General features: G+C 53.8%; 19 protein-coding genes and 2 tRNA genes. 15 read left to right on the top strand and 6 right to left on the bottom strand.

Features of this window, described 5'->3' with window-relative positions; translation table 11 throughout:
- Window positions 1-170: 170 nt before the first annotated feature.
- Window positions 171-1,133, bottom strand: coding sequence for a nucleotidyl cyclase domain-containing protein (locus RBB63_RS15215; RefSeq protein WP_309385822.1), 963 nt, complete (start codon window positions 1,131-1,133; stop codon window positions 171-173).
- Between the two features lie 174 nt (window positions 1,134-1,307).
- On the bottom strand, window positions 1,308-1,538 hold the full coding sequence (gene rpmB, locus RBB63_RS15210; RefSeq protein ID WP_309385821.1) for a 50S ribosomal protein L28: 231 nt from the start codon (window positions 1,536-1,538) through the stop codon (window positions 1,308-1,310).
- Window positions 1,539-1,704: 166 nt separating this feature from the next.
- Between rpmB and ykgO the strand changes: the two genes are divergently transcribed.
- The 3 genes from ykgO (at window position 1,705) to RBB63_RS15195 (ending at window position 3,375) form a co-directional block, all read left to right on the top strand.
- Window positions 1,705-1,830: a type B 50S ribosomal protein L36 gene (gene ykgO, locus RBB63_RS15205; RefSeq protein WP_189511251.1), complete on the top strand. Its 126-nt coding sequence runs from the start codon at window positions 1,705-1,707 to the stop codon at window positions 1,828-1,830.
- A gap of 19 nt (window positions 1,831-1,849) precedes the next feature.
- Window positions 1,850-2,098 carry a type B 50S ribosomal protein L31 gene (locus RBB63_RS15200; protein WP_309385820.1) on the top strand — a complete coding sequence of 83 codons (249 nt, stop codon included), beginning with the start codon at window positions 1,850-1,852 and terminating at the stop codon, window positions 2,096-2,098.
- 245 nt (window positions 2,099-2,343) lie between these two features.
- Window positions 2,344-3,375: a response regulator gene (locus RBB63_RS15195; protein WP_309385819.1), complete on the top strand. Its 1,032-nt coding sequence runs from the start codon at window positions 2,344-2,346 to the stop codon at window positions 3,373-3,375.
- Between the two features lie 17 nt (window positions 3,376-3,392).
- On the opposite strand, the gene RBB63_RS15190 is transcribed toward RBB63_RS15195, so the two are convergent.
- Window positions 3,393-4,403 (bottom strand): hypothetical protein, encoded by a 1,011-nt coding sequence (locus tag RBB63_RS15190; RefSeq protein ID WP_309385818.1) that lies wholly within the window; start codon window positions 4,401-4,403, stop codon window positions 3,393-3,395.
- Window positions 4,404-4,494: 91 nt separating this feature from the next.
- On the opposite strand from RBB63_RS15190, the gene RBB63_RS15185 reads away from it, so the two are divergent.
- The 3 genes from RBB63_RS15185 to RBB63_RS15175 all read left to right on the top strand — a co-directional run bounded on the left by RBB63_RS15185 (window position 4,495) and on the right by RBB63_RS15175 (window position 7,928).
- Window positions 4,495-6,417 carry a tetratricopeptide repeat protein gene (locus RBB63_RS15185; protein ID WP_309385817.1) on the top strand — a complete coding sequence of 641 codons (1,923 nt, stop codon included), beginning with the start codon at window positions 4,495-4,497 and terminating at the stop codon, window positions 6,415-6,417.
- An 85-nt stretch (window positions 6,418-6,502) separates the two neighbouring features.
- Window positions 6,503-7,048, top strand: coding sequence for a hypothetical protein (locus RBB63_RS15180; protein ID WP_309385816.1), 546 nt, complete (start codon window positions 6,503-6,505; stop codon window positions 7,046-7,048).
- A gap of 166 nt (window positions 7,049-7,214) precedes the next feature.
- Window positions 7,215-7,928: an SDR family oxidoreductase gene (locus RBB63_RS15175; RefSeq protein WP_309385815.1), complete on the top strand. Its 714-nt coding sequence runs from the start codon at window positions 7,215-7,217 to the stop codon at window positions 7,926-7,928.
- Between the two features lie 9 nt (window positions 7,929-7,937).
- Here RBB63_RS15175 and RBB63_RS15170 read toward each other — a convergent pair whose 3' ends face one another.
- The gene (locus RBB63_RS15170) at window positions 7,938-8,303 is read right to left on the bottom strand and encodes a DciA family protein (RefSeq protein WP_309385814.1); all 366 of its coding nucleotides are present in this window, start codon (window positions 8,301-8,303) and stop codon (window positions 7,938-7,940) included.
- A gap of 15 nt (window positions 8,304-8,318) precedes the next feature.
- On the opposite strand from RBB63_RS15170, the gene prmC reads away from it, so the two are divergent.
- From prmC to RBB63_RS15140, 6 genes are all read left to right on the top strand, one after another.
- Entirely contained in the window at window positions 8,319-9,161 is an 843-nt protein-coding gene (prmC, locus tag RBB63_RS15165) for a peptide chain release factor N(5)-glutamine methyltransferase (RefSeq protein WP_309385813.1), read from the top strand.
- A 114-nt stretch (window positions 9,162-9,275) separates the two neighbouring features.
- On the top strand, window positions 9,276-9,908 hold the full coding sequence (locus RBB63_RS15160) for a Maf family protein (RefSeq protein ID WP_309385812.1): 633 nt from the start codon (window positions 9,276-9,278) through the stop codon (window positions 9,906-9,908).
- Window positions 9,905-11,176: a hypothetical protein gene (locus tag RBB63_RS15155; protein ID WP_309385811.1), complete on the top strand. Its 1,272-nt coding sequence runs from the start codon at window positions 9,905-9,907 to the stop codon at window positions 11,174-11,176. The genes RBB63_RS15160 and RBB63_RS15155 overlap by 4 nt, the downstream gene beginning before the upstream one ends.
- On the top strand, window positions 11,173-12,078 hold the full coding sequence (locus RBB63_RS15150; RefSeq protein WP_309385810.1) for an RluA family pseudouridine synthase: 906 nt from the start codon (window positions 11,173-11,175) through the stop codon (window positions 12,076-12,078). The genes RBB63_RS15155 and RBB63_RS15150 overlap by 4 nt, the downstream gene beginning before the upstream one ends.
- 3 nt (window positions 12,079-12,081) lie before the next feature.
- Window positions 12,082-12,684, top strand: coding sequence for a riboflavin synthase (locus RBB63_RS15145; protein ID WP_309385809.1), 603 nt, complete (start codon window positions 12,082-12,084; stop codon window positions 12,682-12,684).
- An 86-nt stretch (window positions 12,685-12,770) separates the two neighbouring features.
- Window positions 12,771-12,860: transfer RNA gene (locus tag RBB63_RS15140), tRNA-Ser, on the top strand.
- A gap of 717 nt (window positions 12,861-13,577) precedes the next feature.
- On the opposite strand, the gene RBB63_RS15135 is transcribed toward RBB63_RS15140, so the two are convergent.
- Window positions 13,578-13,654 (bottom strand) — tRNA-Met (locus tag RBB63_RS15135).
- A 129-nt stretch (window positions 13,655-13,783) separates the two neighbouring features.
- On the opposite strand from RBB63_RS15135, the gene RBB63_RS15130 reads away from it, so the two are divergent.
- The 3 genes from RBB63_RS15130 (at window position 13,784) to RBB63_RS15120 (ending at window position 19,018) form a co-directional block, all read left to right on the top strand.
- On the top strand, window positions 13,784-14,629 hold the full coding sequence (locus RBB63_RS15130) for a helix-turn-helix transcriptional regulator (RefSeq protein ID WP_309385808.1): 846 nt from the start codon (window positions 13,784-13,786) through the stop codon (window positions 14,627-14,629).
- A gap of 383 nt (window positions 14,630-15,012) precedes the next feature.
- Entirely contained in the window at window positions 15,013-15,558 is a 546-nt protein-coding gene (locus tag RBB63_RS15125; protein ID WP_309385807.1) for an ECF-type sigma factor, read from the top strand.
- Window positions 15,559-15,613: 55 nt separating this feature from the next.
- Window positions 15,614-19,018 (top strand): protein kinase domain-containing protein, encoded by a 3,405-nt coding sequence (locus tag RBB63_RS15120; RefSeq protein ID WP_309385806.1) that lies wholly within the window; start codon window positions 15,614-15,616, stop codon window positions 19,016-19,018.
- Between the two features lie 62 nt (window positions 19,019-19,080).
- Here RBB63_RS15120 and RBB63_RS15115 read toward each other — a convergent pair whose 3' ends face one another.
- On the bottom strand, window positions 19,081-20,193 hold the full coding sequence (locus RBB63_RS15115; RefSeq protein WP_309385805.1) for a hypothetical protein: 1,113 nt from the start codon (window positions 20,191-20,193) through the stop codon (window positions 19,081-19,083).
- Window positions 20,194-20,209 lie beyond the last annotated feature (16 nt).

Here is a 20,209-nt window from a genome sequence, read left to right as displayed (position 1 = left end):
CGTTTTAGATGCTCGGGGATGCGTGATTTGCATTATCCGTTTACGTGATGTTCTGCCGAATTCATCTGCCGACCTTTAATTTACTCACTTTAATTTTTAGACTCCCAAGCCGCCTTGCTGGACACGAAAAATCACTGCGGTCTGATCGGCCTATCTAGATGAAAAGTGCTCTAGCGTGTGCGCACGCGCCATACCTGATAGCGTCCGAAAGACTTAATGTGGACTGAAATATCGTCCTTGGGAATTGCGGGATCGATGCCAGGGACTGATTTATCCACCAGTATCTCCGAGCCGCCGCAGACGCTGCAAAGGCGGCTGGCTACATTGATCGGGCGACCGATGTAATCCTGCGCGCCCGGAATTTGGCTGGCTAGACCGAAGGACAGCCCAGCGGCGACCTCATTGGGCGCTCCGTGGCTGAATTGCGGCGCCCGGCGGACGATGTCCCACTGGTCTTGCAGTTCACGTAGCCCGTTGAGGCAAACTTCTAAGGCGGCCGGGCGGTCTTCGTAGGTCGTCTCCCACAATGTCAAAACGCCGTCGCCCAGGTATTTGATCAGGTCCGGGCGGTACTTGTTAAAGCGTTGCTCGACGCTCTGATAAAAGGCGTACATGAGCCCGCAAGTGTAGGGGCTCTCAATCTGTGGTTGTTCGCAGAAGGCGGAAAAACCACGCAGGTCGATGATCGCAGTCAGGACTTCGCAGGGGATGCCGAATTCGATACGGGGCTCATTGTCGGCCTCAAGCTGATATTTTTCCAGCAGCACGCCTTCGAATTCGAAGGTATTGAGTCGCGAAATTTCGGGCGTGGCCACCGTAAGGCCCATGGGGCTGGTTTTGGTGTCGCCTTCTTCTGTCACGTAATCCAGCGAAGCGCAGGGGCCACTGTCCATATGTCCGTTGTAGAGCGTGGCGTGAAAACGACAAACGGAAGTGGCCTTGTCGTGTAAGATTTTTAGAATGAGCGAGATGTCGTGCTCGTCCTCCACAATAGCGCCATCGGATGCATAAATGCTGTAGCGCACTTTGGGAAATTGTGGTTGCACGCGGAGCAGGTAGCCGCAGATATCCCAGAAATCTGTGAAGTCCAGATAGGGGATCGCATAATGACGATTCAAACTCTTGCTTGGCATGGGTAGAAACCGGCAGTTACACTCAGAATTATCTCCCTGATTGGCAAGTCATAACCCCCGACTTTATCAATGGGTTATCGGCAACTTGGGCAAGCGGGGAGGGCAGTGGGCCAAAAAAACCGCCGCGATTGCGACGGTTTGTTTCAAAGCATTAGCTCCGTTCGGATCGCAAGGTTAGGCCTTGACGACCTTACCGGCCTTAATGGCCTTAGCGGAAACCCACATGCGCTTGACTTGGCCGCTGGGCAGCTTCACGCGGATGTGCTGAAGATTCGGGCGGAAGGTGCGCTTAACCGTCTTGGTGACGTGCGTGCCAATGCCGCCGCTTTTCTTGGTGAGACCACTGCGGTGAATTCTGCGACCCTTGACTGGGCGCTTGCCGGTTACTGAACAAATTCGGGACATAGTTGCCAAATGGTTGAGATTTGTCTTATAAAAAGCGGACGAAAGTGCCGGTCGACTTACGCATTGGCAAGATCATTTTTAAGAAAAATTTTTATTTCTTCTAAAATGCCATTGACAGTCTGTTGTCGAAAAGCTTTTTTCTCCCCTTTTCCAAATTTTCACAATCATGAAAGTAGTATCTTCCATCAAGTCGCTGAAGCACCGCCACCCGGACTGCCAAGTCGTTCGCCGTCGCGGTCGCATCTATGTCATTAACAAAACCAACCCGCGTTTTAAGGCGCGCCAAGGTTAATCAGCACCCATTTTTTATCGTGAAAACCGAATTACATCCCTCCTACAATCCGGTCTGCTTTGTCGACGTTTCCAGCGGCAAGAAGTTCCTGACTCGCTCGACTCTCAAGTCGAAGCAGAAGGAAACCATTGACGGTGTTGAATACAGCGTTCTCGTTTGCGATGTGACGATGGATTCGCATCCGGCCTATACTGGTGAAAAGCGTTTTGTTGACACCGCTGGCCGCGTTGAGAAGTTCGAAAGCAAGTTCCGCCGCCGTCGTCGCTAAGGCGCTGCTTAACAACTTTTTAAGTGCTTTTACCCCCGGTTCTATGAACTGGGGGTTTTTATTGAACGGCTACTAGCTGTCGGGTGAGGAATATAGTTCATGGACTCGCATAGAAATATGTAGTATTCTTCATCAATCAGTTGCTTGCTGTAAAGTTTACCCGTTACTCGACGATATTGATAATCGCTCAATCGACTAAACGTCCTAATCGCATAGACGAAATGCTGAAATCTTCCACTAGAACCTTGCCGCAAGTATCGGGTAATTTGCTCGTTGTGGACGATGCGCCTAGCATCCTGATTATCCTGAAAAGCTTTTTGGAGGACGACCGCTGCCGACTGTTTCCAGCGGAAAATGGCGCCAAAGCTCTGGAAATTCTGGAAGAACAGCCAATCGACCTGGTCCTGCTCGATATCATGATGCCGGAAATGGGTGGTTATGAGGTTTGCCGAAAAATGCGCTCGGATCCCCGGTTTCGCGATATACCGGTCATTTTCCTGACGGGGCTTGGGCGCAAAGAAGAGATTGTGCGAGGTCTGGAAGTCGGAGGGTCGGATTATTTAATCAAGCCTTTCGATAAGGAAGAGCTCATCTTGCGCGTCCGCCAGCATTTGCAGGCTCATGGCAATCAAAAGCGGCTACAACGCCTGGCGCAGGAACAGAAGGTGTTTAGTCAGGCGTTGATTGAAGAGGTGAAGCGCCAGTCTGTAAGCTGGGAGCCATTGCACCGGGATGCTAATGGTGTTGAGCCTGCTATTGCTTCGAGCCAGATCGAGGGATTGCAGCGCTTCTTCTCAAATGTCCGACAGTGGGGAGATTTGCTCGCGGGCAATGACGCCACTTTACGTTCGATGTTGAACCTCTGGCAGGAAATTGACTGGACTCAGTGGGATGATTGTCTGGCCGAGAAGGGGATCAAACTAGAGTTTCTTGGTGACCAGGAAACCGACATTTATGCCGATGTGAGGATGGTCAACTTGATGCTCGGCCAGTTGATGCCTTGGGTCATTTCATTGGCTTCGCCTTCAAGCGGCGTGACTGTTCAAACCGCTCCGGCGCCAGATGGCGTTCAACTGGAAATTTGCTGGGAAGCTTCGCCAGAGCAACTGGATCATGTGCCGGAACTGCATGAGCTGAGCGGCAATGTCTCAGGCAATTCCGCAGATATGCCGCTTTGCCTGAGCAGCATCATCTTGAAACGTCACTTCGGGGATGTGTCTCTGGTCCGTGAAAGCGTCAGCGCGGCCCGTTTGACCTTGGCGTTTCCCAATACCTGAGGCTGCGCTCGCGCTCTTTAGTTGGCTGAGGCCAGCTTGCGGAGTTTGAGTTCGTTGAGCTTATACGGCCCGAGGCCGAGTGTGGTGGCGTACTCAAAGAGCGGTGGCTCGCCCTCCTGGACATCAAACTTTGCCGCGCGGCGATGCTTCATTAGCTTGCGCCACATCAAGTAGTCGATGGCGACAGGGTTCTCGCTGAGCCAAAGGCGTTTTTCTGTGCCGGTGTAGTAGGCGTTGAAGCGAGGCCCACCCAGGTATTGATAGCGCTCCAGGGACACGATGCTGAACACCCACTTTTCGTAAAGCTCGGGAATCGCGCCGATTTCCGCCGCCGCCACTGGGGCGTTCGCCGAACTCTGGAAAAAGCGCTGATTATTGGTCACATTCCAGAGGGTGGCGTTGGCGATTGCGCCGCTGACGCCGAGCGCCTCGTTGTCGGACACCGTTGGCAGGTTGATCCAGAAGTCTGTGTCCAGGAACAGCTTCGAGGGCAGGAAGCTTTTGCGGTCGTTGGGATCTTCCTCGAAGGAGAAGCCGCGGCCGGAGGAAATGGCCCGGGCCATGCGCTCGCGGGAGGGGAGGTTGCTGTCGTAAAACCAGACGTCGCTGGTGAGGCTTTTGTTGGTGTCCAGGGCGTAAACGGGAACGTCGTCGAAGGTTTCTTCGCTCATGCCTTCACGGGATGGCAGGTAACCGCATTCGCGTAGACGCTGTTCATTGTTATCTATGATGAAGAGCGAGCTCTTGGAGTAACCACGCTTCACGAGCGAGTCGATGACGGCCTTGGTCAGGTTTGGAGGCGTCATCAGGCCAGGGCCAGAGGCGGTGTAGACCTTGATGCCTACTTGGCCGGTTGTTCCCGGGGTCAGTTTTTTACCCGAGGTTTTCTCCCAGTGCGCAATCAGCGATTCGACTCCGTAATCATAATCGGTTTCGGTGAAGCCGTTCAGGGGATACTCCCAAACGTATGGCTTTACCTCCGACGATGGACGGTAATCCTGGCCCCACGATGTGGTTGCCAGCAGCATGACTGCAAAAAATTGTGTAAATAGACGTGTGCCCAACATTATCAGCGCTTGACTCGTTATCGGTAGGGTCGTGGTTTATAACTGCCTCTGCATGAAACAGCAATATCGCACACAGCTTGCCCGCCTTTGGCTTTTGCTGGCAATACTTTTTCTAACCGCTTGTGGCGGTAAGGATGGTCCGCCGGATGAAGCGTCAATCCAACAGGCCATTTCTGCGGCCAATGAACTGGTTTACGAAAACCAGGTTCCCTTGGCGATTCAGCGTCTGGAGGAGCTCGAAGCAAAGTCGCCGGGAAATCCGCAGGTCATCGAAGCGCTGGCATTTGCTTACGCGAAGCAGCCAGACCCCATGATGGCGGCGCTTTATTTCGATCAGGCGTTTCAATTAAATCCGACCAATGCCGACCTTGCGCTCTATGCCGCGTCGACTCATCGGGAAAGCGGCAACGCCAAGGCTGCGACTCAAGCTTACCGTGATTACCTGGAACTCAATCCCGACGATGCCGCTGCGTGGAAAGCCTTGGGGCAGGTGGAGTTTGAGCAAAAGCATACTCAGGCGGCGCTTGACGCCTATTTGGAGGCATTTCGCCGCAGCCGCCAAACACCAACCCACGAAGAGGCGGCCCTGATCGGGCATCTGTATCATTCCCTGAATAATCGCGCCCAAGCCACGAAGTGGTACATGCAGGCCCTGCGTCCGGGGGGGGCGCCTGCTGACCGACTCAACGCACAACTCGGTTTGTTCGAGATCGCGCTGCGTGACAAGCAATGGCCGCACGCAGCCGATTTGATGGATCAGATTGAGAAGGAATTCCCCGGCGAATTGTCGAGTGGCCCTTACGCCTCGGCGCGTCAGGAATTGCTCAAGTGGCGTTCGGCGCAAAACGCCTTGCGTGGCACGATTGGCGCGAGCGCGCCACCACCAGTGGTTGAGGAACCCGTAGCTGAGGCGCCTGCTGTTGCGGAGGCCGAAACAGTCGAGATGACGGAAGAAGAATTGCTGGCTGCCAGCGCTGCGGCGCCAGCCGTGGTCGCTGAAAACGTAACCGTCGTCACGGAGGTTACAGCCGTTGAAGAAACTCCGACTGCGGTCGACACGAATATTGCGGCTACACCGACTGAATCGGTGTCAGTGGCCACGAATGAGGGCGTGATCACGCCCACGGCTTCAGGTGATTTGGTCGTGTCGAACACCGATTCGGAAGAACCGCCAGCGGCAACCAGTTTGGGCAACGTCAATGATGAGCCAGATCTTGTGATGGCAAAAGCATTGCCCACTCCGAGCGTCGAAGAGTTGGATTTAACTGAAGAAATGCAGGCGCCGCCTACCGTGGATATGGCGGAAGATGAAGGCGCCTTGGAAGTTGATGAGGTCACGATTGCCACAGCAGATGCGGAGGCGCCGACCGAAGAGACGGTGGCGGAAGTGAAGGAAGTGAAAATTACCCGCACGCCCGATGGCGGCGTTGAAGTGACGACGGTGGATGCCCAGGAGTTGGCGGATGGCGAAATCGAGGTTGAACAAGGCCGCATTGAAATTGACCCGCCAGCACCGAATATGTCGCCTGCTGATCGCGCCAAGCTCGCCTATGAGGCTGAGGACTACATGACTGCGATTCGTTTTTACCGGGAAGCCATTGCTTCCGACTACCGAAATGCTGAGTTGGCCTATAATCTTTCCCGCGCCTACTACAACAACGGTCAGTACCGTGAAGCGGAAATCTATGCTTCGGAAGCAACCCGTCTGGCGCCCAACGATGTCCGTTACACCTTAAATTATTTGCGCGCTATTCAGCGCACGATGAGTCGCGACGCTTTGATGCGAGAACTGGTTAAGGCCAAGGAACGTTTCCCGAACAGCCCAGACATCACTCTGGCGTTGGGGCGCGCCTATGAAGTGATCATGGGCAACACGCGCAATGCGCGCTTCCTGTATGAAGAGTTCGTCCAGATGGCGCCTAACCATCCGCGTGCTGCGGATATCCAGGCTAAATTACAGACGTTGCCGCGGTAGATTAATCTTCTGGTAATATTTTTTCTGCTTTTCCGCAACTTTTCATGTGGGGGTTGGTTTTCCAAAGCGTAACCAACTCTTAATCATGAAAATCAAATCCTCTCTCAAAATTGCTCTCGCAGCCTTCATTGGCTTTTCTCCCTTCGTTGCACTCGCCGGAACATCAGGCGTCAACACCGCATCCCACGTGAAGGCCATGGCGCCGGAGCTGGAAGGTGAAAAAGTTAGCCTCGATGTGGTCTTTATCCGTGTCAATCGCCATGCCCCTGATGATGTTCCTTACGTGTTCTTTTGGGCGGCAACGATCGATGAAGACGAAGTCGCCAAGGGCGGCGCGATACTCGTTGTAGCCGACAAGGAAGACAAGGACACCTTGATTCGCCGTTACGGCACCAACCTGGAGCGTGATCGCGGCCAAGGACCAGAGTCCAAGACACTACGCGGCACCGTGCGTCTGGCAGGTCGTGAAGATGGGCCCAAGCGCGCTTACATCGACATTACCGACGCCGGAGTCGACCTCACCAACTCCCCCGACTCGATCCACAACGACAGCGATATCGCCGGTGAACTCGGCGTGCCTCCTGGCCGTGGGCCCAAGGGCAAAGGCTTTGCCCGCAACGGCCTCGAATAAGCCAACAACTTTTTACTAAACTAGGGTTAGTAAAAAATAACAGCAGCAAACGCAGCCGTCCTGGTTCGCCAGGGCGGCAATTTTTTGTACTATTTGGATAGTTCTCCAGGCACTCCTTTGGCTATTCCATTGACATCATTTGCTTTGAGATGACTTTGTATTAACCGTGAGTGCTCCATCAAAGCCATTAGTCGTAATCACTGGCGCGAGCTCCGGAATCGGTCGCGCCATCGCTGAAAAACTTTCCGCGCATGGGTATGCTTTACTGCTCATTGCGCGGCATAAGGTGGATCTCGGCTTGCCGCATGCCAGCTATGCCGAAGTTGATGTCGGTGATTATGGCCCGCTAAAAAAAGCGATCGAGGACGCTGAGGCGGAGTTTGGGCCAACGGACTGCCTGATCAACAATGCGGGCATTGCGGATGTGCGACCCTTTGAAAAAGTTGAGCCCGAAGATTATGAGCGCGAAATTCGCACGAACTTACTCGGCGCGCTCAACGGAACTCGAGCCGTATATGATGGCATGATCGAGCGGAAAAAGGGAACCATCATCAACGTTACATCGATCTCTGATCGTAAAACTTGTCCGGTTGCCGTGGGCTACACGGCGAGTAAATACGGCTTGCGCAGCGTATCGGAATCACTGCGTGAAGCCGCCGCTGCTGCCGGGGTGCGTGTTATCAATCTATCACCAGCTTACATTCGCACCAACATCCATGCAGGCATGGGCATTACGTTTGATGAATATTGCGAATTGCTCGGACATCCGGATTTCATGACTGCGGAAGAATTTGCCGACGTCGTGAGCTACTGCTACGAATTGCCGCCACATCTTTGCGTGCGCGATTTAGTTATTACGCCGACGAAGACCTCTTTCTAGAGCAGCACCTTAACCGGTGATTTTCACGTCGCGGATCGCGCCACACTCGGGGAGGGCGCGGATGCGCTTGAGGATTTGTCGTTCAGCGAAGAGCAGCTCCTGCTTGATCACAGAGTTCGAGGCCAAAATCACCAATTGCTTGCCGTTGACGATTTTCATTGGGCGCGCCCGGTGAGCGGTTTGCTCGCCGACGATGTCCTTCCAGTTTTTGACGATGATTTCCTCCGCAGTCGGCTTGCCGATTTTGTAGCGTTCGACGATGACCTCGACAATGCTGTCAATCGGCTTGGCCTGACGCGACACCGAGCGGCCCCGATCTTCGGGCAGTCCCCGGAGATTGGCGATCAGGTTATTGACTTCGCGGCTAAAGTGCATCGTGTTGGCTCGTGTATGCAAAGCGTTCTGGAGATCCTGCAAAAAACAACGGCGTATTTCGAGGAGAAAGGCGTGCCGGAGGCAAGATTGCAGTCCGAGCGGCTCATGGCGCATGTTTTGGACTGTAGTCGTTTAGATCTGTATTTGCAGTTTGAGCGGCCGCTGGTGAAGGAGCAGTTGGACAAGCTGCGTCCTTTAGTTGGCCGGCGTGCGCGTCGAGAACCGTTGCAGTATATCTTAGGCCAAACTGAGTTTCTCGATTTGAAGCTCAAGTGTGATCGCCGGGCGTTGATCCCGCGTCAAGAAACTGAAGAGCTGGCGGATTTGATCATCCAGCATTTTGGCCAAGAGCATCCGAGCCATGTTCTGGATCTGGGGACTGGAACCGGGGCGCTTGCTCTGTCCCTTGCGATGGCCTGGCCAGAGGCGCAGGTGACCGCTGTGGACGTCAGCCCTGACGCTCTCGCGCTGGCGCAGGAAAATGCGACCGCCAATGGCTTGGAGCGGGTTGAGTTTATTCAGTCGAATTGGTTTGAGCGAGTAGGGGGGCAATACGATTTAATCATCAGCAACCCACCATATTTGACGAAGGCAGAGATGACGACTGCAGAGCCGGAAGTGATCTCGCATGAGCCGGAAACTGCATTGGTTTCTGGCGCTGATGGCTTGGATGACCTGCGTGTTATTCTGGCTGGGGCTCCGAAGTTTTTGGCCGCTGGAGGCTTGTTTGCCGCCGAAACCGGCATTGCCCAACATGGCGAGTTGGCGCGTTTGGCCGAGGAGGCAGGTCTCGCCAAATGGGAGGCGATTAAGGATTTGGATGGGCGGTCCCGCTTTTTCTGGGCTTGGTCTGCATAGGATGAGGTTGGCATTCGCGGACCGATATTCAATGTGGCCGAAATACCTCTTCATGCTTGGATTTTATCCGCGGGCGCGTAATGTGAGCCGTTAATTGCTGGAAATTCAGGATTTGTGAGCACTACCACAACAGACCCCGTGACCTCGGGCGCCAAGTATGACTACTTGGTGCTGGCGTCCGCATCGCCGCGCCGGAGTTACCTGCTCCAAGAGCTAGGAGTGCGGTTCACCGTGTGCCCGGCAAATGTTGAGGAGCATGAGGAGCCGGATAGTTGCCCGCGTGAGACAGTGCTGCACAATGCGCGCATCAAAGCCGAGCAGGTTGCCCGTTTGCAGCCAGATTCTCTGGTGCTTGGCAGCGACACCACGGTTGCTTTGGATAATGAAGTGCTCCATAAGCCTCCGACTCTGGAAGATGCATTCGCGATGCTCGCCAAGCTTTCCGGCCGTATACACACGGTTTACACCGGCGTTTGTCTGCGGTCCCTTAATGGCGGGGTGGATGAAGCGCATTTTGTGACGAGTGAGGTGACGTTTCGCCCGCTTAGTCGTGAAGATATGGAGCGCTACTTTGAGATCGTCAACCCACTGGACAAGGCAGGCGCTTACGGCATTCAGGAAGGGCGTGAGCTGATCATTGAGAGCCTGAATGGTTCGTTGAACAACGTGATGGGACTGCCCACGGAATTTCTCCGTGAGCGCTTGGAGCAGCTTGGCCTGTGGTCGCAACTGGAGGTCAGCCGATGAGCGCGCTTGAAGAACCACCACAAAAACCGCAATCCAACGAATGGCCGCGGTGGACCGATGATACCGCCGGAGACAAGCTGCGTCGTAAAACGGTGCCCATTGGCCTGGCCATCACCATCCTCATTCACTTGCTGGCGGTTTGGATTTTCCCTTGGGGCGAAATCGGGATCATTGAAAAAGAGCGTCCCACGAATCCGCCCCTCGAAGTCGAGTTTCTGCCTCCTCCGCCCCCCATGCCGGAGTTTGTTGAAGCTAATCCAATGGCTCCCGAGGAGAAGGTCGACACCGACAAGATTTCATTCAAAGACACCGCCGCCGCGCAGGAGACGCCTGATCCGACGCAGGATAACGATACGCCGGCGGTGGATGGCGAAATGTTGGATTCGGAGAAAATTGTTGCTGGCGATTTAACGGCTCAGCCCGCAGAAGCGGCTCCCGAGCAGATGTCGGAGCCTGCACCGGAGATGCCTGCTAATATGCAGCCTGAAGAGCAGCAGCAGGAAATGGCCGAACAGCAGCCGACCGAGCAACAGCAACCAACCGAACAACAGGAGCAGCCGGAGGAGCCACAGGACCAGACGGTGGAAGCCGAGCAACCGGAGTATACGCCCGAAGAAGTGGCTGAATCTGATCCCGGCATGGAAGAGCAAAAGGCGTTGGAAGTGGAGGAGGAGCCAGAGGCGGAAGAGGGCATCCTCGCCGCAGTGAAAACCGGCGAAGCCGAAGAAAAGGCCGAGGAAACGGTGGAGAAAACCTCACAACCGGAAAAGGCAGACGACAGCCGCGTCCAGGTTTACATGGAAGAGGTGATGGTGTCTGAGGCCACCCAGCAAGCCACGCCATCGAGTGAAGCTCGCCCACAAGCGCGCCCGCGTTTGAATTTTGTGCAGACCACTTCTGGCCCGCTCAAGCGAGAACAGCGCGCGACAAATCGCGTTGGCTCTATTTCGGTGGACGCCAAGTTTGATAAATTTGGCGCCTACTTACGCCGAATGATCGAGGCAATCGACATGCAGTGGCAATTGTTGGTGCGTTCTCAGTCCACGATCATGGCGGACTTGGGGTCGCGCGTGGTTGTGAAGTATTCCATCAATCAGCAGGGCGAGATCACGCAGATGGAGGTGCTCTATTCCAGCGCCAGTCGTGCAGCGACGGCGATCTGCATTGAGTCCATTCAGTCGCGGGCGCCCTTTGGCATTTGGACCAAGGAAATGGCGCAGACCTTGGGGGAGAGTCAGAGCATCACCATTACGTATTATTTCCGATGAGCGAAGCGGGCGACAATGACTGGCTGCCGTGGGGCAAGGGCGTGCGTTTGCTCGGTAGCCATCCGGTTGGCCTGTTGGCGCTGGAAAAGCCCGTTGGCGTTCTGTCGCATCCTAACGAGGAGCACGCTGATGATCGCGAGCGATCGCTACTGGTTGCTGATTACGATCACGAGCGTGAATGCTATCATGGTTTTCCCAATGACGCGGCTCCAGAGGCAGCCTACTTGCTGCATCGTTTGGACTCTGCGACTTCTGGCGTTATTTTGCTGGCCACGAATCAAGCAGTCGCAGAGGCAATCAAGCTGCGCTTCCAGTCACACGACGTGGAAAAAACGTATTTTGCTCTCGTTAAGGGCGCTGGGCGACCTGGGATGCATGGTCTGTGGGCAGATTTGTTGGAGAAAAACCATCGCCATGGCCGACGTGGCCCTGTGTATGCATCTCAGGGAGGAGTTACCGCTGCGCGCACCGCGTTTAAGTGGGAGCGTGGGGATAATTTCCGCTACGGGCTTTCCTTGATGCGGCTGAATCCGCATACTGGGCGGACGCATCAACTGCGCTATCAATGCGCAAAAAATAACATGCCCATCGTCGGGGATCGCACCTACGGCGACTTTCGCTTCAATCGCAAGGTGAAGTCCGTGACGAACCTCAGGCGGTTGTTTCTGCACGCGGCGAAGATCGAAGTGCGCTTCGCCTTGAATGGAGATATCGTCCGCTTTTCTGCGCAATCTCCGCTGCCGTCAGAATTCGAAGGCATGCTCGGTAAAAACCAGGACTGGGTAAAGGGCTTAACCCGCCAACCAACCCCAGGTGAGATTGCTGAGCGTCAGCGCGCCCGCATACGAGATTCGTTGCGTGGCCCACAGGCGCGGAAGCGAGGCCGCCGCCATCATCACTGATTTATGTTTACCGGAATTGTAGAAGAAACGGGTGAGGTCGTCTCCTTTACTGAAGGAGCAGAAAGCTGGCGTCTGGTTCTCCGCGCCCAAATGGTAGTGGAGGACCTCGGCATTGGCGATAGTTTGGCCTGCAATGGCTGCTGCCTGACCGTAGTCGAAAAAAACGGCAACGAGCTGAGCTTTGACTTGCTCGACGAGACTGTGCGCCTGACTTCGTTTGCTGGCATTGGGGCCGGCTCGTTGATCAACCTTGAGCGCAGTCTTGCGGCCAATGGGCGGTTTGGCGGGCACGTGGTGTCCGGGCATATCGATGGTACGGGTGAGATCCTGGACTTTGAGCCACGGGGTAAAAACCATTACCTACGGGTATCGGCTCCCAAGGAGTTCCGTCAGTACTTGGTTTACAAGGGCAGTATCGCGATTGACGGCATGTCGTTGACTGTGGCCGAGGTGCATGACGATAGCCTCGCCGTCTGGCTGATTCCTCACACGTTGGTGGTGACGAACCTTCAGCAGCGTAAAGTTGGAGACAAGGTGAACCTCGAGTTTGACCTGCTCGCCAAATATGTGGAGCGCCAAATGGTCGCTCGCCTTGAGCAGCAATAACACCCTCAACAGCCTGCCTCATAAACACCCCGAATTTGCTATTGCAATTCTCGCGCGGAATTATGTGTTAGGAGGTTTTCTCGGATGGAGAAGTGCCAGAGTGGCCGAATGGGACTGACTCGAAATCAGTTGACGCGGCAACGTGTCCGGGGGTTCGAATCCCTCCTTCTCCGCCATTACCAACGACTTACGAGGTTTGTTGATGGCGAGTGGTTGCGGTGGCGCCAAGATCAGTGCCAGATTTTTTAGCCTTGGTTGATGGTTGTTTTTCTTGGTTCAAACTATCGTTTGGCGGGAAGAGCAGGATTAGGCAATGAAGCCGCTCCTGATTTTTTGTCTCAAAACCTTTGTAGAGGTAGTGACTCCTTTCAAGCAATCCGTGCAGGCAGGCTCTACTGTCAGGAATATGGGACGTTTGAGGAGCATTGTAGAGAGGAAGAGTGGACTTTGACTAAAGTCAGCCTATCGGCTGATGGAAAGCCTCCTAGGTGCTTAAATCTTACCTTCCGTCACGTCTTCAATAGTGGACATAGAAGGACAAGCTAGAGAGGTCTTTAAAGTTCCACCTAAGGAACGAGCTAAGCTAGTTCAAAGGGCTTTCACAGCTACAGATGGGACGCTACTGCTAAGGCTATTAAGAGAGGTAGCTAGAGATAGCATAGAGAAGGGCTCAATCTGGGCATTTGAACTCGAATTCGTCTCCCAGCAGTTCTTCATCTTGAAGATGGTTCGACGGCGGATACGACCTGGCATCCTGAGCAGTCCCGCCAATACGCTATCTTTCACTGCATCGAAACTAACTGTACATGGCTGCTGAAGCCTGCTGTAAACAACGGTGAATCCTTGGGGTAAAACAAAGGCCGCTAAGTCAACGACTTAGCGGCCTTATAAATTGGGTGCAGGGACCAGATTTGAACTGATGACCTTCAGGTTATGAGCCTGACGAGCTACCGGGCTGCTCCACCCTGCAATGAGGAAAGCCGAGAAACAAACAGAGTGACCGACCTTCGCGCAAGGGAAAAATTCATCTTTTTTAAAAAAGTTTGGAGAAGCCCATAAATGCTGGTTTGGCATGGACATTTTTGATAAGCGATTGTGCATGACAAAACTTGCAGTTGAGCTTTCACAGCAGGTTAAGGAATCCAGATACCTCTCCCTGACGAAGCGCCCCAAGGTAGACTGTGTGTTTTATGCGGGATTCGAGGTGTGTGCGCCGGATTTTCTGATTAATCGGGAAAATTTCCCTTTTTGGATGCTTGAGTTTATCCGTGAAGGTCGAGGGGAAATTAAAATTCGCGGAAAGAAGCATGTATTGGAGCCGGGGGCGTTGATCTGTTACGGGCCCGGAATTCCGATTCATTTTTTCAATCATGAGCAACAGCCGTTTCATAAATACTTTTTCTGCCGGACGGACCTAGCTTTTCCCCAGCGTTGGCGTCATTGCGGGCTCACGCCAGGCGTCGTTCAGCAATCTACTCTCAGTTCATCGCTTTGTGAGGTGCTGGATCACTTGATTTTTGATGGAGCACAGGGGTATGCGGAGAAGGTCCAGGTGTTAAATGCACTGGAACTCGTGCTGACGAGTTACATTCGCCGAGATCATTCCAAATCAAGAACGACGGTTGACGGGCCAGCCCAAGTATATGAGCTGACAATGCGCATTATGCGTGAAGACTTCAGTGCGATCAATTCTTTGGCGGAGTTGGCTGAGCGCACTGGCTATGGCGCGGAGTATCTGTGCCGGATATTCAAGCGTTACCACAACGAATCGCCTTACCAGGCGCTGCTGCGCATGAAAATGAATGAAGCGTTTCGTCAGCTCAAAGAGGGCCGCATGCGGGTAATGGATATCGCCCTGAGCGTGGGTTTTGATGATCCGTTGCACTTTTCCCGGGTGTTTCGCAAAACGATGGGCATGCCTCCTAGCATGGTGAACGGCTTGTGACATTTGCCTCAAACGGCAAAGGCCAGGGCAGTTTTTTCCTGCCCTGGCTATGCACGTTGCGAGAATTAGCTAGCCAAACGTATGCGCAGGCGTCCCAGGTCGGAATCGTTTGGAGACATGCTAATTCCGCTTTCTAACACTTGATGATTAACACTGTTGAGTTGGTGAGAGGCATTGTTGGGAGAGTCATACTTCTCGGATTTGGCGTTATGGCAATGGCCGCCAAAAGCGCGTCCTCACCGATAAACCCGTCGAATTCGCACATTTTACGCCAAAAATAAGCCCTAATACCTAGGTGTTTTGGGACTAACATCGATCGTACTGAATCTACGACTGGGTATCGGCTTGCCTGATGGCGGTGGGGAAATTCAATAGTAGCCAACGTGGATCCTACTGTAAGCAAGTCGAATAGCCCGAAGCGAACGACTGATTCGCTGATGCCTGAGCTATACGAAGAGCTCCGTCAACTAGCGCGTCGGAAAGTTTCAGGCAATGCCGTACACAATAGCCTGACCGGGACAGCCTTGTTGCACGAAGCCTACATCCGATTGGGCAAAGAAGGCTCCGTCCAAAAATGGGAAAGTAAGCAGCATTTTTATTGGGCTGCGGCGGAGACGATGCGACGCATCCTGATTGATCGCATTCGCGCGAAAAATCGGCAAAAGCGCGGCGGCGCCTTCGAGCATGTCGAGTTTGATGAGGACATTATTAAATCCGAAGAGAGTAATGAGCGCTTGCTGGAAATTGATGAAGCGTTGGGCGAACTGGAGGTGAGTGACCCTGAAGCGGCCAAGTTGGTGAAATTGCGCTTTTTCGCAGGGCTGACATTGGCGGAGATTTCTGACGCCACGGGTGTTTCCAGTCGTACGCTGCATCGGCAGTGGGCTTATGCGCGCGCTTGGCTCGCGCGACGGTTATCCGTCAATTAGCCAGTAGGATGTTTGGCGTATTTGGTCGGGAAATTGCGTAATTCTAATTATTGCCATGGATATTCCCGAACCTGCGGCTGCATCACTTGAAAAGGAGATCTTTCTTGAAGCAATCGATATTACTAACGCTCAAGAGCGAGCGGATTATGTGCAGAAAGCCTGTGGTTCAGACGTGGAATTACTCGATGCGGTCAGTGACCTCCTGCGCTCAGAAGACAGACTGCCATCTGATTTTCTGGACCCTGACGCCTATGAAGGGCTTCGGAAAGAGCGTAACGAAGTGGTTGCTTCGCTGACCGAGGATGTCTGCTTTCTCAATGAAGTCGATTTGAAGCATAAGCGAATCGGTGATTACGAACTGCTTGAAGAGATTGGTCGTGGTTCGATGGGGGTGGTGTTTCGAGCGCGCCATTTACTGCTAGGGCGGGAGGTCGCCCTGAAAATTATTTTAAACGCGGTTTTGGCTTCGCGGGAGGAGCGAGAGCGCTTTCGAGTGGAAGCGGAGGCAGCCGCTCAGCTCAAACATCCGCATATCGTGCCGATCTATGAAGTGGGCTCTCAAGGCGGTTATGAGTTTTACAGCATGCCCATGATCTCGGGAGGCACTTTGCGGCAGAAAATGCTCGAGAAGCGATTTTCTCCCGGCGAAGCCGTGGACCTGATTCTGTGTCTTGCCGACGCGATTGCGGCTGCGCATGAGCGCGGTGTCATCCACCGTGACCTCAAGCCAGAGAACATCCTGATCGATGAGCATGGCGAACCGCATGTCGGTGATTTTGGCTTGGCCTGTCGCATTGATAATGAGCATTTGCTGACACTGACTGGCATGATCATGGGGACGCCGCTCTACATGGCGCCTGAGATTGCGCAGGGGGGGCATCGTGGCGTCTACACGACCGCAGTTGACATCTATTCCCTTGGCGCGATTTTCTACGAATTGTTGTCTGGCGTAGCGGTTTTCAAGGCAGATTCCTTGATGGGGATGATGGCGGCAATTCGCGACGAAGCCCCCCGGTCACTGCGCTCTCAAGATCTGAAAGTTGATCGTGACCTGGAGACGATCGTGCTGAAATGCCTGGATAAAGAACCGAAGGGACGCTATGGCGCCGCGAGCGCGTTGGCGGATGATTTGCGGGCCTGGCGTGAGCATCGACCCATCATCGCACGCCCGATTAGCGCCGCAGAGCGTTTTGGCAAGTGGGTGCGTCGTCGCCCGCTGCATGCGGCGCTTTTTCTGGTTGGAATGTTGCTGCTGCTAACGTTGGGCATTGGCGGTCCGGTTGCCGCTCTGCGGGAGTCAGGCCTTCGCGAACAAGCGGAACTGGCGCAACATGCAGCGGAAAATGCAAAGCATCAGGCGGAAGAGGCCCAACTGACAGCTGAAACTGCACGACGTGAGGCGGAAAACTCTCAAAAAGCGGCCATCGAGGCGGCGGACAGAGCCGCGAAACAAGCTCACGCCAATCGCCGCTACGCTTACACCGCCAACATGCGCTTCATTGCGCTGGCGAATCAATTTCGTGAGATCACCAAGCTGGCGCCGGATGCCTTGATTACTGCCTGGTTGCCGAAGGGCGACGAGGCGGACTTACGGGGTTGGGAGTGGTATTATACCTACGGGGAAATGAATCAGGAGGGTAAGACGGTTCACCATCGCGAGCCGGTGACCTCGACGTCATTTTCTCGATTTGGTGGTCTGGTGTTGGTTACCCATGGCGCCGGTTGCACGATTCGCAATACGCTGACGGGCATCGTCGTCCGGCATTTGTTCGACGATGAGGCGCATGTGCAGGCGCTCTGGAGCCCGGATGATGAATTTATCGCCTCACTGACGGAGTCAGGCAAGGTGATCATTTGGAATCCGATATCGGGGCATCAGGAAAAGTTGCTGCCAGAAGGCCGCGAGGCGCTTTCGATTTCTTGGAGCGGCGATGGCTATGAGCTTGCGGTGCTCGAAGCCAGTGGCGAAATCGGCATATGGAAAGCATTCGATACGGGAGGTTACCGAATGATCGATCAATTCAATCTGCCAGAAGTTCGCCTTACGAAGATTGCCTGGAGCCCGGATGGCCGTTACCTGGCGGCGATCGGCGATTCTGAAGATGTTTATGTCTGGCCAGGCGAAGGGTTAAATGGAGCGCCAGACGTCTATCAGGGGCACTGGGCAACGGTTACGTCACTGGCATGGCAACAGGACGCGTCTTGGCTTGCGACCGGCAGTGAAGGGGGCGTTCTGCGTATATGGGGCGTGCCAGCCCGTGAACGAGTTGCTCGCGCGGAGAGGCAGGATGCTGGCGCTGTCCACGGCATTGCCTGGAACCCGGATGGCAACATGCTGGTTTTCATTCAGGATGAGTCCAACGAGGTCATCGAGGCCAATCTGTTGAATTCATCGACTGAACCCATTTTCAAGGTGGAGTCGCCCACCGCAATTGCCTGGAGTGCGGAGGCTTACACGATTGCCACTGGGCTCAAAGATGGAGCCTTAAAAATGACGCGTGTGGAACTGCCCCCCTCGCAGATGGTGATGCTGGAAGATGCTGGTCCACTGCGGTCGTTGTGCTGGCAGCGAGATGGGGGGAGCCTCAGCGTACTAGCGCAAAATGGCGTTATCTGGCGAGTCGATGCAATCCACCAACAAGCGCGAGAGAAGGACGCAATTGGGGCCTTAGACGATAAGGATGTGTTTGCCTGGAATCCACTGGTGGGCAATTTGGCCATTGGACGGAAGGCGGGAAGGGGGCATGGACAGCGTGAACTAGTCGAGGAAACCAGTGGCGGAAAGGACATGCGGACAGAGCCTTATGAGCTGAATATACGCAATTTAAGGAGCGTGGCTTGGCTCAGTCCACAGGAGTTTCTGGCGCTGAGTGCAGATGGCGAGATCGAGGCGGTGCGCACACGGGGAAAAAGCAAAGCCGTCGACTTTGAAAAACCGGCCTATCGCGAAAGGGCGGAATACCGGAAATTATCTCTAAGTCCGGACGGTCGTTTCCTGCTTGGATCGGGAGATTCGAGACGGATTACGGTCTGGTCCGCCTTGTCGGGCGCCATCGTTATCGATCAACTGAATGAGGCCAGGGAACTCGACGAAAGTGCGCATGCCTGGAGTCCTGATGGCAGCCGCTTTGCGACGGGCAATGGCGAAGGCGTGGTCACCATATTCTCAACGGAAACCGGCGATCAACTTTTCGAATTTAAAGCGCACCAGGGGCCGGTTAAAGGCATGGACTGGAACCCGGACGGCCATCGCCTGGCTACGGCTGGCCGAGATCAACAAATCCGCTTGTGGGATACCCATAACTTTGAGGCTACCTTGAGTCTGGCCGTTGAGGATTCGGAAATTAACGCCATCGCCTGGGGGCCGGATGGTCGCCGTCTGGCTTCGGTTGGGAAGTCGAGCGGCTTGCGGATCTGGGACGCCACGCCTGGCATTCTTTTATCCGGGTATAGCGAATAAAATCCACCAATTGAAAAATATGTGTTTTTGCTGATTTTCTGGATGTCTGCCCGAACCTGGCCTCAGTTAACGTTGATGCCTTCCATCATGCGTGCATCAAGACCTTGTGCTCTTAGGCCTTTTTGCAGAGATTGTTGTTTCTCAACTACCTCACTTATCCAATCCTGGACATCGTTATGAATCTGGTCGTTAACCCGCGATAAACAGTGGGGAACCAAATTTAACTGCTCTAGCTTCTGAACTTCTTTGAGGGCTGCATCGAACAGAGGCTCATACTTGGTTTGTTCTTCGAATTCTCCAATTCCTTCGAGGAAAAAATCGCGCAAGGTTATTTGCCGAACAAGTGGATGAGGGTGGGTGCGATTTAAGCAAATATCCCAATGTTTTCCAACCGTATCTGAAAAATAGAGTACGAGTAGAGTGCCAATGCTTGCCCAGCTCAGTCTTTGCTCCAGCGTCCAGTCTCGCTCGCCAAAGGCAGGAAGAAGAGCCTGGTTATTATGTGACATGCTAATCAGCAAACGAAATGCGAACCAATCAGCGTCCGCCTCAAAAGCATGAAACAGACAGGCGCGCTCGGAAGCGCTAATAGACTTGCTAGTAGTGGCGTTAAACATGCCTTCGGCAAACCCACGGACGATTGGATGGCGGGTATGCCCCCCAAGTATATGAGAAAGCTCATGGAGGAAAACGAAATCAAGGGCCACAGCGAAGAGGGCTCTCGCGGCCAATAGCCTCTCAGGGCACCGTGGCATTGCCTGGGGTAGAGTTACATCAAATGATTCGTTGCCTTGAATTTGCGTCGAGAGATCGGTGGTAAATGTATAGGTATCGGATCTCTCTAAGTTCGGCTCACCGAACCCAATGAGGACATCATTTCTCGCCAGGAGGCTATGAGTGATATCGAAGAGCAGCAGTAAAAGCGCATGATTGAAGCCTATAATACTGTTTTCACCTTTTCTATCGGTGGCCGCGATTGCATTAAAGCGTGTGCCATAAAACATGGAGATATGTATTTGCTTCATGGATGGCAGCAGTGCTTCGCGAAATGCATCCACATGTTGCTGGTAGATGTGAGCAATCTGCTGGTACATCCCATCGCCTTCGAGCATCATCTCGGTTGGCAATGGTTCGGCCCCAATCTCATTGAGTAAGGATAAATAAGAATCATCCATCTTTAATAAGCGCTAT

The sequence above is a fragment of the Cerasicoccus frondis genome, assembly GCA_031296915.1.
GTDB classification, from domain to species: domain Bacteria; phylum Verrucomicrobiota; class Verrucomicrobiia; order Opitutales; family Cerasicoccaceae; genus Cerasicoccus; species Cerasicoccus frondis.
Note: the sequence above shows the minus strand (reverse complement) of the source record. Positions and strands in the feature narration are given on the sequence as shown.